This is a genomic window from uncultured Pigmentiphaga sp. (genome assembly GCF_937950555.1).
Classification (GTDB): domain Bacteria; phylum Pseudomonadota; class Gammaproteobacteria; order Burkholderiales; family Burkholderiaceae_B; genus Pigmentiphaga.
The window spans coordinates 1-16,230 of sequence record NZ_CALFCW010000068.1 but is presented as its reverse complement, the minus strand read 5'-3'; the positions used below and the strand labels follow the sequence as shown (position 1 = coordinate 16,230).

Sequence of the window (16,230 nt, the reverse complement as noted above, 5' to 3'; positions counted from 1 at the left end):
ATAAAGGGATTTTTGTCTTCTGAGTGATTCGGTGATACAGTCGAAGCAATCGCTTTTATGTCCAAGTTTGGTTCCAAGTGGCTGGGTTTTTGTCTCTCATCCCCCTGCTTGGACATAGGAGGATGAGATGGCACTGACCGACACCGCGCTCAAGGCACTCAAGCCCAGGGACAAAACCTATACGGTCACCGACGACCGCGGGCTGTATGTGGAAGTCTTCCCAACCGGGGGCGTCGTCTGGCGTTACCGCTACCGGCTGAACGGCAAGTACGAGAAGCTGACGCTGGGCAAGTACCCTGCGCTAACGCTGAAGAACGCTCGCCTGAAACGGGATGAGGCGGCCCAGCAAGTAGCGATGGGCGAATCGCCTGCAAAGAAGAAGCAGCAGGCCAAGATGGCCGGCGCAGAAGACGCCACGGTGGCCGACTTCGCCGAACGCTTCTTCAAGGACATCCAGTCGCGCGACCGCAAGGACGTGACCATGCCTCGCCGCTACCTGGAAAAGGACATCCTGCCTCACATCGGCAGCAAGCCGGTCCGGGACATTACCGCCGAGGACGTGCGCAGCGTCATCTGGCGCAAGAAGGAACAAGGCTTCGACGCCGCCGCGGGCCAGGTGCGCGGCCTGCTCAAGCGCATGTTCGACTACGCGCTGACCTGCGGCCTGATCCAGGCCAACCCGGTCATGGCCTTGCCGATGCGCCACGTCTACCGCGCCGCCGCCCGCGACCGGGCGCTGACACCGGACGAGATCCGGCAGTTCCTGCGCGCCATGCAGACCTCCAACATCCGCCGCCAGTTCAAGATCGCCTTCCAGTTGATCCTGATTACCCTGGTGCGCAAGTCCGAGCTGATGCTGGCGCAGTGGAAGGACGTGCATCTGGACGAAGGCGAATGGCACATCCCGGTCGAGAACTCCAAGACCGGCAAGCCGCACATCGTCTACCTGTCCACGCAGGCGCAGACGCTGTTCGAGGAACTCAAGCCGCTCGCCAGCAGCAGCGTCTGGGTGCTGCCGGGGCGTGGCACCCTGGCCAAGCCCTTCGCCAACAATGCGCTGAACCAGGCGTTGAAGGTGTCTTTGCAGGGGCAGGAGATCCCCGCCTTCACCATCCATGACCTGCGGCGCACGGCATCGACATTGCTGCACGAACAGGGCTGGCCTTCGGACGTGGTGGAAAAGGCGCTGAACCACACCATCGGCGGCGTGCGCGGTGCCTACAACCGCGCCGAGTACGCCAAACAGCGGCGGGAGATGTTGCAGGCGTGGTCGGACTACATCGACAGGCTGGCGCCGTCGGCCAATTTGGTGGTGTGAGTCCGTCCGGGGCCGAGGCAACCTTTTCCTTTTCTGGATAGGGCCGTTGACCCTTGGCGCCATTCCCCTTCGGCTTATTGCCCTTGCCTTTTCGTAACAGAAGTTGTCAAACCGTCGATCCACATGCGTTTAATACATGTGCTTTTCGTGCCGTGCAAAGCGCAGTACATTTGCAAGTAAATATGACTTGTCCAAAGGCCTTGCAATGACGCGCTTGAAGGTTGAAACACTCTCCATTCGAACGTCGCCAAACATCAAGCAACTGTTGCGGGCCGCAGCGGAACGTGAACACCGCTCCGTGGCCTCGATGGTGGAGGTGCTGGTGATCGAATATGCCCGCAAGCACGGGTTGCAGGTACCTGCGCAGCATGGACGGCCGGAATCGTCAGCGTGATGGGGTGTTCGTTGACTTGCTTCCCTGTGTCCCGTCCATTCACCCGAGCGTAGCGTAGAAATTTCATGCCCCTTTCCCAGCCTCCCGCCCCCGGTTCCCGCGCCCTGATCCGCGACGAAGAATGGCTCGTCCAGCATGCCGATCAATGTGCCCAGGGCGGCTGGCAACTGTCCTGCATCGGTGTGTCGGAAACCGTGCGCAATCGCCACGCCCTGTTCCTGACGGCGCTCGATGACGTCACCCTGATCGACCCGGCACAGACCGAACTGGTGTTTGACGACTCTCCCGGCTTCATGGCCGCACGGCTGGCGATCGAAGCCCGCCTGCGCCAGTCCGCCGTGCAGGGCGATGCGCTGGTGCTGGGACAGCAGGCCGTGATGGACACCTTGCCCTTCCAGCTCGACCCCGCCCACCGGGTTTTGCAGCAGCTTCGCCCGCGCCTGCTCATCGCCGATACCGTCGGCCTGGGCAAGACGCTGGAAGCCGGCATCCTCACCGCCGAGCTGATCCGCCGCGGCCGTGCCCGGCGCATCCTCGTGGTGACCACCAAAAGCATGATGCGCCAGTTCCAGCAGGAGTTCTGGAACCGCTTCACCATCGCCCTGACGCGCCTGGATTCGGCGGGCATCCAGCGCATCCGCCGCCAGATACCAGCCAACCACAACCCTTTCAGCTACTACGACCGCACCATCATCTCGGTCGATACGCTCAAGCGCGACAGCGAATACCGCCACTACCTGGAAAGCGCGTGGTGGGATCTCATCATCATCGACGAGGCCCACAACGTCTCCTACAAGGGCAATCGCACCCAGAGCAACCGTCTGGCCGAACTTTTGGCCCAACGCTCCGACGCGCTCATCCTGCTCACCGCCACGCCGCACAACGGCAAGAAGGAAAGCTTCGCCAGCCTGGTGCGCATGCTCGACCCCACTGTGCTGCCGCCTGGGGCCGACTACAGCCGCAGCGACGTGGAGCACCTGTTCATCCGCCGCTTCAAGAGCGACGTGCGCGAACAGATGAAGCAGGATTTCCCCGAGCGCCGGGTCTTCAGGCTGGCCGCCCAGGCCAGCGCCGCCGAGAACCTCGCCTTCGATGCCCTGGCCGAACTCGAGCTCGCCAGCGATGGCGGCGGCGCGCGCGACGGCGCCATGCTGTTCCGCACCGTGCTGGAAAAAGCCCTGTTCTCCTCGCCCGCCGCCTGCCTGCAAACGCTTAAAGAGCGCATCCGTCGCCTGGAGGCCCGCGATGCAACGCATCCCGACCTGGCTTCGCTGCGCGACCTGCAAGCCCTCGTGCAACAGATCGAGCCTGCACAGTTCAGCAAGCTGCAATATCTCATCGCCCAGCTCAAGGACGACCCGCACTGGCGCTGGGACGGCCGTGCCGCCGATGACCGCCTGGTGCTCTTCACCGAGCGCATCGAAACCCTGAAATTCCTGCAACAACACCTGCCGGCCGCGCTGGGCCTGAAGGCGGACGCCGTCGCCATCCTGCACGGCCAGTTGCCCGATCAGGACATCCAGCAGACGGTCGAGGATTTCGGCCGCGGCCATTCGCCGCTGCGCCTGCTCATCGCCTCCGACGTGGCCTCCGAAGGCCTGAACCTGCACTACCAGTCGCACCGGCTGATCCACTTCGACATCCCCTGGTCGCTGATGGTGTTCCAGCAGCGCAACGGCCGTGTGGACCGCTATGGCCAGACGCAAGCGCCCAAGATCGGCTACCTCTACACCCAGCCGCATAACGAGCGTGTCCGTGGCGACCTGCGCTACCTGGAAATCCTGATCGAAAAGGACGAACAGGCCGCGAAGAACATTGGCGACCCCTCTGCCTTCATGGGCCTGTACGACGAAGACGCCGAAACTTTGGAAGTGGCCAAGGCCATCGAAGACAACACCACCGCCGAAGCGTTCGCCCGGCAACTGGCAGGCGGCGACGTCGATCCCTTCGAACTGCTCTGGGGCGACGCCGCCAACAGCGTGACGCCACCGGTGGGCAACCCGGTGCCTTCCACCACGCCATCCCCTACCGCTACGTTGCCCAGCCTGTTCGCCGGTCACTACCACTACGCCCGCGACGGCCTGCGCTGGCTGCGGCAGCACCAGCCCGAGCAGCAACCCGCCGTACAGGCCGACGACGCCACCCGTACCCTCAGCTTCCAGCCGGGGCGCGACCTGGCGCAGATTCTGGAGCGCGACCTCGCCCCGGAAATGTGGCCCACCGACAATACGTTCGCCCTCTGCGCCGACAAGCGCACGGTCGAGGCCGCCATCGCCCAGTCCCGCGACGGCAGCGACTGGCCACAACTGCACTATCTTTGGCCGCTGCACCCCATCGCCCAATGGCTGGACTACAAGCTGATGGCGGCCTTCGGCCGTCAGCGCGCCCCGCTGCTGCGCGTACCGCAAGGTCTGCACGCGGGTGAAGCCATCATCCTCGTGCTGGCCCAGGTGCCCAACCGGCGCGGCCAGGCCATGCTGGCCGAATGGCTGGGCGTGCAGCTCGATGCGCGGGGCCAGGTGCAGACCGTGCTGAGCCTGCCCGATACCCTGCACCGAACCGGGCTGGATGGCGGCCAGAACCCGGCCCCGGCCAACGATGGCCATGCCCCCGACAGCCGCCTCTGGCAGCAAGCCCTGCCTGCCGTCATCCGCGCCGCCGAAGCCTACCTGCGCCCCATCAAGCAGGCATTCGATGCCGACTGCCGCCAGCGCCTGGACCAGGAACTGACCAAGCTGGCCACCCTGCGCGACAAGCACCTCGCGCAGATGGAACTGGAACTGGCGCAGGGCGGCATCGAACAGGTCCGCGCCGCCCAGCGCCAGCAGCGCGAAAGCGCCACCGCCGACCTGTTCGGCCAATACCAGCAATGGGTGCGCGACACGCTGCAACTGGACGACCGCGCCCAGTTCACCGTGGTTGCCGCCCTGGTTTCCCAACAGGACGCAGCACCACAGGACATGGCGCAAGGAGCGGCCCAATGAGCTTCACCATCAACGGCCTCATCAACGCCAACGAGTTCTACAGCCAGCACTACCTGGACGACATCCTGGTCAAGGATCTCAAGCCGCTGTTCGAGCAGTGGAAGGAACAGGGCGCGGGCAGCCCCGTTGCCCGCCTGCGCAGCGCCAGCGGTGCCAACGGCTATTTCCGCGACCGCGAGCGCTTCCTGGGTGAAAAACGCCCCGAGGCGCGCGCGCGCCTGCTGCACGAACTGGCCCAGCCGCTGCTGGCCGCGCTCGGCTACGCATTGCAGCCGCACACCCTGGCCCTGGCCGACGCCGGCCGCGAAGGCGAATTGCCCTTGCTGGCCCTGTACCGCGACGGCAAGGGCCACCCGTTGCTGGCCATCGCCGCCGCGCTGGCCCTGCCGGGCGACGAAGACACCGCGCCGCTGCAACTGCCCCCGCGTGACGGCAACGGCGCCAAAGCCGGCCGTCACCACGCGGACTGGGAGGAAACCCTTTCCCGCCGCCTGTTCGCCGACGACACCCCGCCCCGCTGGGTGCTACTGGTTCACCACGAACAATGGCTGCTGATCGAACGCAGCAAATGGGGCCGCAAGGCCCTGCTGCGCTTCGATCTGCCGGAACTGTTCGGCCCGCGCGACGAACACAGCCTGCGCGCCTTCGCGGCGCTACTGGGCAAGCAATCCGTGCTGCCCGCCGAAGGCGGCGCGGCCCTGCTCGACAGCCTGGATGACAGCTCCCACAAGCACGCCTTCGAGGTCTCCACCGACCTCAAGTACGCCCTGCGCGAGTGCATAGAACGGATCGCCAACGAGGCCATCCGCTACAAGCGCGAAGTCAGCAAGGAAAAGCTCTTTGAGCGTACCGACACCGACCTGGCCGACCAGCTCGGCCGCGAAAGCCTGCGCTACATGTACCGGCTGCTGTTCCTGTTCTACATCGAGGCCCGGCCTGAACTGGGCTACGCCCCGATCCAGGCCGAAGCCTATCTGAAGGGCTACAGCGTCGAACACCTGCGCGAACTGGAACAGACCCCGCTCACCACCGACGAAGCCCGCAACGGTTACTACTTCCACGACAGCCTGCAACAACTGTTCAGTCTGATCTGGCAGGGCTTCCCGCGCCGCGATGCGGGCAGCCGACAGCAGGAACTGGGCCCCGGCGTTGAGCCGGCACCGGGTGACATCGCGCAAGGCAGTGGCTTCACCATCGCCCCGCTGCAAGGCCACCTGTTCGACCCGGAACGCACCCGGCTGCTGAACAGCGTCAAGCTGCGCAACCACGTCCTGCAACGCGTCATCGAGCTGATGTCCCTGTCGCGTGGCAGCAGCGGCAACGGTTCGTCCAAAAACAGCCGCCGTGGCCGCATCAGCTACGCCACACTTGGCATCAACCAGTTGGGTGCCGTGTACGAGGCGCTGCTCTCCTTCCGAGGCTTCTTCGCCGAAGAAGACCTGTATGAAGTGCGCCGCGACCCCAAGGCCCAAAAGGCTAGCCGCACCGAAGATGACGAAGGCGGGCTCCCCGATGACAGCGACGCCACGGAGGACGACGACACCCCGCCCGCCAGCGCCCGCGAAAAGCGCAAGGATGCCGAACTCGACCCGCTGGAAGCCGCCTATTTCGTGCCAGCCAGCGCCATCGGCCAGTACAGCGACGCTGAACGCCTGTTCGGCGGCGAGCCGCGCCTGCACAAGAAAGGCAGCTTCATCTACCGGCTGGCTGGGCGCGAGCGCGAAAAGTCCGCCAGCTACTACACCCCGGAAATCCTCACCCGCTGCCTGGTGGAGCACGCCCTGCGCGAAATCCTGCCCGGCAAATCCGCCGACGACATCCTGCGCCTGACCGTCTGCGAGCCCGCCATGGGCAGCGCGGCCTTCCTGAACGAAGCCGTCAGCCAGTTGGCCGAAGCCTACTTGCAGGCCAAGCAGAAGGAACTGGGCCGGAGCATCCCGCACGATGACTACGCGGCGGAAAAACAGCGCGTGAAGATGTATATCGCCGATACCAACGTGTTTGGCGTCGATCTCAACCCCGTGGCGGTGGAACTGGCCGAAGTTTCGCTCTGGCTCAACGCCATCTTCAAGGGTGGCCACGTGCCCTGGTTCGGCATGCAACTGGTGGCCGGCAATTCCCTGGTTGGCGCGCGGCGCGATGTCTTCAGCACTGCGCAACTGTCGCCCGGCCGGGGCGAGAAGGACATGCCCGAGCGCGACTGGCGCTGCGCCGTGCCGCGTGCCCTCGCGCTTTCGGAAACACCTGCCGCCACCGATATCTTCCACTTCCTGCTGCCCGCCGATGGCATGGGCGCTGTCACCGACAGGGTGGTCAAGGCCCTGGAGCCCGCTGCCTTCGAACGCTTCAAGCAATGGCGCAAGGCCTTCACCGCACCGCTGGAACGCGACGAAATCACCCGCGTGCAAGCCATCGCCCAGGCCGCCGAAGCCCTGTGGCAGCAGCACGCCCAGGAACTGGCCCGCGTGCGCCGCGCCACCAGCGACGAGCTGCACGTCTGGCCCAGCACCGACGCCAACCGTGCGCCCACCACCACCGCGCAGAAGGACGCCACCTTCCAGCGCGAAATGCTCAGCGAGGCGCAAAAAAACGCCAGCCCCTACCGCCGCCTGAAACTGGTCATGGATTTCTGGTGCGCCCTCTGGTTCTGGCCGCTGGACAAGGCGGACGACCTGCCGACCCGCGAGGAATGGTGGTTCGTGCTGGAAACCGTGTTGCTGGGCAATGCCAGCCTGGCTGCCAGTGCGGGCGGCAGCGACCTGTTCCCGGAAACCGTGCCCCAGTCCACGCTGGACTTCAGCCCCGAGCGCGACCGCTACGGCCATGTGGACATCGAGGCGCTGGTCGCCACCCTGCCGCAACTGAAAGTGGCCCGGCAGGTGGCCGCACGGCAACGCTTCCTGCACTGGGAGCTGGAATTCGCCGACATCTTCAAGGCGCGTGGCGGCTTCGACGTCGTGTTGGGCAACCCGCCGTGGATCAAGGTGGAATGGAACGAGCAAAGCCTGCTGTCGGACTTCGACCCACGCTTTGCCATCCGCAAGCTCAGTGCCAAGCAGACTGCCGACCAGCGTGAAGCCGTGTTCGCCGCCCTGCCCCAGGCCCGCGCCGACTACCTGGCCGAATGCGTGGCCACCGAGGGCATGGGCGAATTTCTCAACGCGGTGCAGAACTATCCGTTGCTCAAGGGGCAGCAGAGCAATCTGTACAAATGCTTCCTACCGCTGGTGTGGCGCGTGGGCAGTGGCGTGCAGGCGCTGCTGCACCCGGAAGGGCCGTATGACGATCCGAAGGGCGGGGAGTTACGCGCGGCGATGTATGCGCGGTTGCGCAGCCACTTCCAGTTCCAGAACCAGTTGATGCTGTTCGAGATTGGCCATCGTGTGAAATACAGCATCAATATCTACGGGCCGAAGCAGGCAACGCCACGGTTCCGGACGATGGCGAATCTGTTTCACCCGTCGACCATCAAGGCCAGCCTGGAGCATAGCGGCGCCGGGCCGACACCCGGCATCAAACACGATGGAGGGGGATGGGACTTCAGCGGACACCGCAATCGCGCGGTGGAAGTGAATGAAGGCGTACTCGCCACCTTTGCCAAACTCTACGACGCCCCCGGCACGCCGCCCTTGCAGGCGCGCCTGCCCGCCGTGCACAGTCGAGAGCTGGTTTCGGTGCTGGAAAAATTCGCCCGCGTCCCGCGCCGTCTGGGCGATCTGAAGGACGATTACTTCACGCTGGAAATGTGGCACGAAACCGGCGCGCAGACGGACGGCACCATCCGCCGCGAAACCGGCTTCGTCAACCGCCCCGAAGAATTCGTGCTCTCCGGCCCCCACTTCTACGTCGGCAATCCGCTCAGCAAAACTCCGCGTGCCATCTGCACCGAAAAGGGTCATTACGACACCCTCGACCTCGAAACCCTGCCCGACGACTACCTGCCACGCAGCAACTACCGCCCCGCGTGCAGCCCCGACGAATACGCCCGCCGCGTGCCGCGCGTCAGTTGGGTGGAGGAAGGGGAAAGCGAGGCGAAGCCGGTGACGGCGTATTACCGTACTGTTACTCGCAGGATGTTGAGCCAGTCAGGTGAAAGAACCCTTATTCCATGCCTGATTCCAAAGGGTACGGCACATATCAATCTTGCGTTTTCTCTTGTATCCCGTGATCAAGGTGGCAATGCGGCGTTGTCAGCAGCAGCACTTGCCTCCATTCCGTATGATTTCTTTATAAAAACGACGGGGAAAGGTGATTTCCGCTGGGATCTCGCGCAGCAATTGCCAATGTTGACAGCAAACAGCACGCAAATGGTAATAAGGTCCCTTGCCCTCAACTGCCTCACCACCCACTACGCCGACCTCTGGCAAACCTGCTGGCAGCCCGAATTCCGGCACGATCGTTGGGCCAGCGCCGATCCACGCCTGCCGCAGGACTTCTTCGCCAATCTCACCCCCGACTGGCAACGCCACAACGCCCTGCGCAGCGACTACGCCCGCCGCCAGGCCTTGGTGGAAATCGATGTCCTCGCCGCCCAGGCCCTGGGCCTGACGCTGGACGAACTGCTGACCATCTACCGCGTGCAGTTCCCCGTCATGCGCCAGTACGAGCGCGACACCTGGTTTGATGCCAACGGCCGTATCGTCTTCACCGCCAGCAAGGGCCTGGTCGGCGTCGGCCTGCCGCGCCGCCTCGGCTGGGAAGACCTCCAGCCCAAGCGCATGCCCGACGGCACCCTGCACCCCCAGGTCCCCGACGGCACGGTGATCGAACGCCCCATCACCGACACCACCCAACCCGGCGGCCCCATTGACCGCATCATCCGCTACACCGCGCCGTTCACCCTGGCGGATCGAGAGGCGGATTACCGCGTGGCGTGGATGCACTTTGAAGGTGGGAGGGCGCCATGACAGCGGCCGAGCAATCCTTCCACGGTGACCGTCCCATCGAAGCGCCATCTGAAGATCGATTGGGTTTTGGACCGGCGGCCGGTCATGTCGCCGAAGCGATTCGCAAGATGGCGTCGCCTGACGGCTTCGTGATTGGGATCGAGGGAGAGTGGGGTTCCGGCAAGTCGAGCTTCATCAACCTGGTATCGGATGCGCTGCGTAAACCAGGGCGTGCGCCGGAAATTGTCCGCTTCCTTCCCTGGCTGATCAGCTCACGCGAAGGCTTGCTCAAGGAGCTTTTCACGGAGATTACAAAGGCCGCGCTTCGCATCGATGCCAGGGACGTGCAGGTTCGTGGATGGAGAAAGCTTTGTGCTCATATCTGGCCTAGCCGTTACTCTGCACAAGCGCTTCGCAAAAGAAAGCTCAAAGGACTCTTCACCCGGTTCTCTTCCCGTCTGGTGCAGGCCGGAAAACTGGCCGAACTGTTTGGGCTGGCAGGTGCAGGAGTAGCCATGGAGGCGGGAAAGCGCATGGCCGAGGAGTGGCTTGGCAACAGCTCGCTCGAAAAGGAAAAGGCGCAGATACAGACAGAGCTTCGCAAGCTGGAGCGAAAGATCGTGGTCTTCATCGACGATCTTGACCGCCTGGAACCGAATGAAGTGGTGGAAGTCCTTCGCTTGGTGCGAGCGGTCGTGGACTTCCCGAGCGTCATTTACGTGCTGTGCTACTCCCGGGACATCATCGCCAAGAACCTGTCGACGGCTTTGCATATCGAGAAGGGCGAAGAATTCCTTGAGAAGATCGTCCAGGTGAGCTTTTCGGTGCCACGCCCGGAAGCGTTCGATCTGCGCCGCATGTTCCGCCATGACCTGCAACTGTTGTATCCGGATTTGCTGGAAGGGGACGGAACGCATTCACGGGCCTTGATGGAGCGGCTCGCTTACGTCATCGATACCGAAGGGGGGCGGGCATTGCTGACACCACGACATGTCGTCAGGGCAGTCAATGCATTGCGCTTCCATGCCACGCCTGTACTGGAGAACATCGACGTTCCAGACATGGTGTGGCTGCAACTGATCCGCCTGCAATCCGAAAGACTCTACGAATGGGTCGAGGGATACCTGATCGGCTTTGCCGCGAAACATGCAGGAGCAAGAATCAGCGATGAAGGAAAGAAGGCCGAGCTTCAACAGCTTAATTCGATCCTTGATGGCCTGCCTGGCATTGACTCGAACCGTGAATCGAGAATGCTGGCCCTGGCGGAGTTGCCCGGGATCGAATTCGACTTCGAGCAGCAGGCTGACCAGCAGAACATCAAGATGATGTTGAGCCTGTATGGCCACGAGGACGTGAGTGCGCAGATACGAGGAAAACGGCTGGGTAGTCCTCAGCATTTCCGCTACTACTTTTCCCTGACGGCACCGCAAGGTGCGATCCATGACCGCGAATACGCTGCATTCATCGAAAATGCCCGCGATTGCCCGGAAGTTGCTGTCCGTCAGTTCTCAGAACTTGCTGCGTCATTGAATCCCCAGGGGAAATCATCTGTTCAAGCGTTGCTGGATCGCTTGGAGGGCGATGCCATCAACGATGTTCCAGATGAGGCGATACCGGGAATCTTGGCGTCTCTTGCCGAGGGCATGGACGTTGCCGCTCTCAGAACAGGCAGGGGAGACTGGGGCGAATACTGGATATGGCGAGATGCGGACAAGGTATTCGAAGGCTTGTGGGGCAAGTTGAGGGAGAGCCTGTCTGAAAGTGATCGCAACGCCCTACTGAGGCAACTCTTCGGAGACGGGCGTGCCATCGGATGGCTGACGGGACTTTTCCGTAGCGAGATATTTGGCCACGGGATCTATGGCAGTGAAGCCAAGCCAGAGAACGAACGGACGTTTTCCCGTGATGAGCTTGATGTCGTGGCGCAACAGCTATTGCAGCGTTACCGGGAGCTGGCTGCCAAAGATCTTCCGCACCTGCCGAAAGTGGCGCACGTTCTTTATTCGTGGAAACAGTATTCGCCAGATTCCATTGATGAAATAAAGAAGAAGGTTGAAGAGATATGTGAGGGTGATTCAGGGTTCCTGAATCTTTTGCAGGGCATGCGTAGCTGGCAAGCGACGAATGGCGTTGTTTCGTATCCCCTGAAGATATCTTCCCTTTCCAGGTTCATGGATGTCGAGCAGGTAAAGGCCCGCTTGGAATCCCTGGTGGATGTGGCAGACCGGCGAGTCGCGGATTCAGCCAAGGATCTGTTGGCGGCGCTTCGCGCTGGCGATGATGAGTAATACCTATGCGAGAAAAAAGAAGCATGCGTAGCGCCGCCAGCCTCTTCGAGGAACTCAACTCGGTCGATGAGTCCACCCGCATCGAGGCCAAGCGTGCCAGCGAACTGGGCAAGTCCGTGATGCAGACGGTCATCGCCTTCGCCAATGAGCCTGGGCTGGAGGGCGGCTATCTGCTGCTGGGTGCGGACTGGTTCGTCAACGACAAGGGCGATACGGTGTACCGTGCCGCCGGCCTGCCCGACCCTGACAAGGTGCAGCGCGACCTGGCCAGCCAGTGCGCGTCCATGCTCAATGTCGCCTTGCGGCCGGAGATGCAGACCGAGACCGTGGACGGCAAGACGGTGCTGGTGGTGTACGTGCCCGAGGCCGATGTCACGCAGAAGCCGGTCTATCTCAAGGCTACCGGTTTGCCGCGCGGGGCCTACCGCCGCATCGGTTCCAGCGACCAGCATTGCGTGGATGAAGACCTGTGGGTGCTGCGCGGTGAAAGCCAGCCGCTGCACGGGCCGGATTCCAGCATCCTGCCCGATGCCCGGTTGGACGACTTCGACTCGGCAGCCGTAGCCGCCTATCGGCGCGAACGTGCCCGCATCAACCCCCAGGCTGAGGTGCTGGATTACGGCGACGAGGATCTGCTCGAAGCCTTGGGCGCGTTGCGCCGCGTGGACGGTCGATTGCAGCCGACGCTTGCCGGCATCGTGCTGTTCGGCAAACCCTTGGCGCTGCGCCGATTGTTGCCCATGGTGCGCATCGACTACATCCGCGTGCCGGGAAACGAGTGGGTGGAAGACCCTGAAAACCGCTTCCAGTCCATCGACATCCGCAAGCCGCTGCTGCTGGCGCTGCCACAGGCCGAGGCCAGCATCATCGACGAGCTGCCCAAGGGCTTTCGTCTGCCCGAAGGGCAATTACACAGCGTGCAGGAGCCGATCCTGCCGCGCAAGGTGATCCGCGAGGCGCTGGCCAATGCCGCCATGCACCGCAGCTACACCGTGCACAGCCCGACCCAGATCATCCGCTACAGCAACCGCATCGAAATCCGCAACGTCGGCTATTCGCTCAAGGAACCCGCGCAGTTGGGTACGCCGGGCTCGCGCCTGCGCAACCCGGCCATTGCCGCCGTGCTGCACGACCTGCACCTGGCCGAAGCCAAGGGCACCGGCATCCGCGCCATGCGCCGCCTGGCCGCCGAGGCGGGCTTGCCCTTGCCGGAATTTCACTCCGACCGGCAGGCCAACGAGTTCCGGCTCACCCTGTTCCTGCACAACCTGCTGACCGAGGACGACCATGCCTGGCTGCGCGGTTTCGCCGGCCCGGCAGTCAGCGCCGACGAAGCCAAGGTGTTGATCTACGTTCGCGCCACAGGCGCGGTGGACAACACGGCCTGCCGGGATTTTTGCGGACTGGATACGCTGGCGGCCAGCTTGGTCCTGCGCCGGCTGCGCGACCGGGGACTGTTGGAGAAGCAGGGAGCGGGCAGCCGAACCTACTACACCCTGGCGGCTTCCGAGCGCCAGGCAAGCGTCCCTCCCGACCAGGCTGAACTGCCGCTGGATGTTCCGCCCCACGCCGACACCCTGCACAGCCGCTCAGCCGAGCATGCCACCCAAACCGACGAAGCTTGCAACCTTGAGCTTGCAACCTTGCCGCCTGAGCTTGCAACCTTTCTTGCAACCCTGAAAGGACGTACAACGGAGGCCGCCCTGCGCGACGCTATTTGCCGCCTGTGCGAGTGGAAGCCGCTGACGGTGGATCAGCTTGCAACCTTTCTGGGCAAGAGTCGGCAATATTTGCGTAACAAACATCTGATTCCGATGGTGCGCGACGGCGAGCGGCGTTTCCGTTACCCGGAAAGCGCCCAACACCCGCATCAGGCTTATGTGACGCCCAAAGCGGGGGATCTTTGATATGCAACCCCTAATCGTTTCCCAGCAAATCACCCAAGGAGTGGCCGACTTTCTGCGCGCGGCCTTCCCGGCCGCCACGCCGGGCTTTGATGGCCTGATCCAGCGCTTCCTGGCCGACCGCGAACGGGTGTTCAAGGGGCCGTACCTGACCCTGCCGCTGCCATTCCGTAAGCAGGTCGATAGGGGCCTGCCCGCGTTCGGCTGGCTGCCGCCGGGCTTCATCCCCCATGCCCACCAGGGCCGGGCGTTCGCACGCCTGACCGGAGAGCAGGCTCGATCGACCCTGGTGGCCACCGGCACCGGCTCGGGCAAGACCGAGTGCTTCCTCTATCCGATCCTGGAGCATTGCCGCGAACAACGGGAACTGGGCCGGTCGGGCATCAAGGCCATCATCCTGTACCCGATGAACGCGCTGGCCTCGGATCAGGCCAGCCGCCTGGCCAAGGAGATCCTGCGCACACCCGCACTGGCCGGTATCCGCGCAGGCCTGTACGTGGGCGAGGCCCCGGCCGAGGAATCCTCCCGCGTGCAGCAACTGGCCGATGGCGGCTTCTCGATCATCACCGACCGCAACGCGCTGCGCGAAAACCCGCCGGATATCCTGCTGACCAACTACAAGATGCTGGATTTCCTGCTGATCCGTGCCGCCGATGCGCCACTGTGGGCGCGGCAGCAACCGGATACGCTGCGCTATCTGGTGGTCGATGAGTTGCACACCTTCGACGGTGCCCAGGGTACGGATCTGGCCTGCCTGATTCGCCGCCTCAAGGGCCGACTGGAGACGCCGCCGGGGCAACTGGTGTGCGTGGGCACCTCGGCCACGCTGGGCAGCGATGGCGAACAGGATTTGCTGGCGTTTGCCGGCCAGATCTTCGGCGAGACGCTGGATGACCAAGCCGTGATCGCCGAAGACCGCGAGCCGGTGGCGGACTATCTGGCGGATGCCGTGGTGGAGTTCACCCAGTCTCCGCCGCCGGACGCCGCGTCGGTGTTGGATCCGGCAGGCCATGACGACTTGCCGTCCTGGCTGGCGGCCCAGGTGCCACTGTGGTTCGGCACCTCATGCAGCGCCGAGCAAGTGAACGATGCGGGCTGGCGCTGTCGCTTGGGCGGGATGCTGAAAAGCCACTTCGCCTTCCAGAACCTGTTGCGCGATATGGAGCGCCTAGGGCCACGCGCCGTGGCGCTGGACGATCTGCTGGCGGTACTGGCGCGCCGCCTGCCACCCCATGCCGACGCGCGCTATCCACTGCTGTGGCTGGGCAGCCTGCTGGCGCTGGTGGCGCATGCGCGCCAGCCTCGTGGCGTGTCGCTCGACGCGGTGCGCGGCGAACAGGACGTGACCTTCTTCCTGCAAGTCAAGGTGGAGCTTTGGCTACGCGAGTTGCGCCGCATGGTGGCTTCGTTGGGCAACCCGCCTCGACTGACCCATCACGACGATCTGGGCAAGGCCGAGCAGACACAGGTCTGGTTGCCGGTGATCCACTGCCGAGACTGCCACGCCACCGGCTGGGGCACCACCTTGCCCAGGACCAGCCCGAATCAATTCAACCAGGACATCCAGCAGTTCTACAGCGCCTTCTTCGCCGAGGATGTCAGCACCCGCTTTCTGTTCCCCCATGGCGAAAGCGCAGACCCGAAGCTATTCGAGCACAAGAAGGTCTGCCCGCGCTGCGGTACGCTGCATGCGGTGGGGCAGACGCACTGCGACTGCGCTGAAGACCCGGTCGCGCTGGTGGATGTCGATGTGACCGCCAACCTGCGCGAAGGCACGCGCAACGGCGCCCGCTATACCCGTTCCCATCATGACTGCCCGTACTGCGGCGGGCACAAGACGCTGTCCATCGTCGGTTCGCAGGCGGCCAGCCTGGCGGCGGTGATGCTGGCGCAACTGTTCGGTTCACGTTTCAACCCGGACAAGAAGCTGATCGCGTTTTCCGATTCGGTGCAGGACGCGGCGCACCGTGCGGGGTTCCTGGCGGCCCGGACCTGGCGCCTGAACTTGCGCCCGGCGGTGGCCCAGGTCATTGCCGCAGCGCAGCAGGCCGGGGAACCGCTGACGCTGGCGCAACTGCCGCAAGCCTTCGAGGACCACTGGCTGCCAGCAATGGGGCAGGGCCATTACCTGGCCAACTTCCTGCCGCCGCAACTGCATTGGCTGCGGGATTTTGAAACGCTGATGAGCGAAGGTTCGCTGCCAACCAATAGCGAGTTACCGCAGGATTTGCGTCGCATCCTGCCGTGGGTGCTGAATGCCGAGTTCGGCCAGGACGCCCATATCGGCCGCAGCCTGACCGTGACCGGGACCGCCAGCGTGGAACCGCCACCGCAGGCACTGACATCGGCCGTGCAGTGGATGCTGCCACGCCTGCAGGCCACGCTGGAGCCGCTGTCTGACGTGCCAGCGGATGCTCTGGCGGTATTCCTGCGAGGCACCGTGCAATCCCTGCAGC

The 16,230-nt window shown here is 63.7% G+C and carries 7 protein-coding genes; all 7 read left to right on the top strand.

All coding sequences use genetic code 11. From position 1 onward, the window contains the following. Positions 1 to 127: 127 nt before the first annotated feature. Entirely contained in the window at positions 128 to 1,318 is a 1,191-nt protein-coding gene (locus tag Q0319_RS15900) for an integrase arm-type DNA-binding domain-containing protein (RefSeq protein WP_299454279.1), read from the top strand. Between the two features lie 205 nt (positions 1,319 to 1,523). After that, positions 1,524 to 1,712, top strand: coding sequence for a DUF1778 domain-containing protein (locus Q0319_RS15895; RefSeq protein ID WP_299454276.1), 189 nt, complete (start codon positions 1,524 to 1,526; stop codon positions 1,710 to 1,712). Positions 1,713 to 1,777: 65 nt separating this feature from the next. Beyond that, entirely contained in the window at positions 1,778 to 4,696 is a 2,919-nt protein-coding gene (locus Q0319_RS15890; protein ID WP_299454274.1) for a DEAD/DEAH box helicase, read from the top strand. Further along, entirely contained in the window at positions 4,693 to 9,603 is a 4,911-nt protein-coding gene (locus Q0319_RS15885; RefSeq protein WP_299454271.1) for a class I SAM-dependent DNA methyltransferase, read from the top strand. Before Q0319_RS15890 ends, Q0319_RS15885 begins: the two co-directional genes overlap by 4 nt. After that, positions 9,600 to 11,870 carry a KAP family NTPase gene (locus tag Q0319_RS15880; RefSeq protein WP_299454268.1) on the top strand — a complete coding sequence of 757 codons (2,271 nt, stop codon included), beginning with the start codon at positions 9,600 to 9,602 and terminating at the stop codon, positions 11,868 to 11,870. The genes Q0319_RS15885 and Q0319_RS15880 overlap by 4 nt, the downstream gene beginning before the upstream one ends. Before the next feature lie 23 nt (positions 11,871 to 11,893). Continuing rightward, positions 11,894 to 13,777 carry an ATP-binding protein gene (locus Q0319_RS15875; RefSeq protein ID WP_299454265.1) on the top strand — a complete coding sequence of 628 codons (1,884 nt, stop codon included), beginning with the start codon at positions 11,894 to 11,896 and terminating at the stop codon, positions 13,775 to 13,777. A 40-nt stretch (positions 13,778 to 13,817) separates the two neighbouring features. Next, a partial coding sequence (locus Q0319_RS15870) for a DEAD/DEAH box helicase (protein ID WP_299454262.1) occupies positions 13,818 to 16,230 on the top strand: 2,413 nt, incomplete at its 3' end.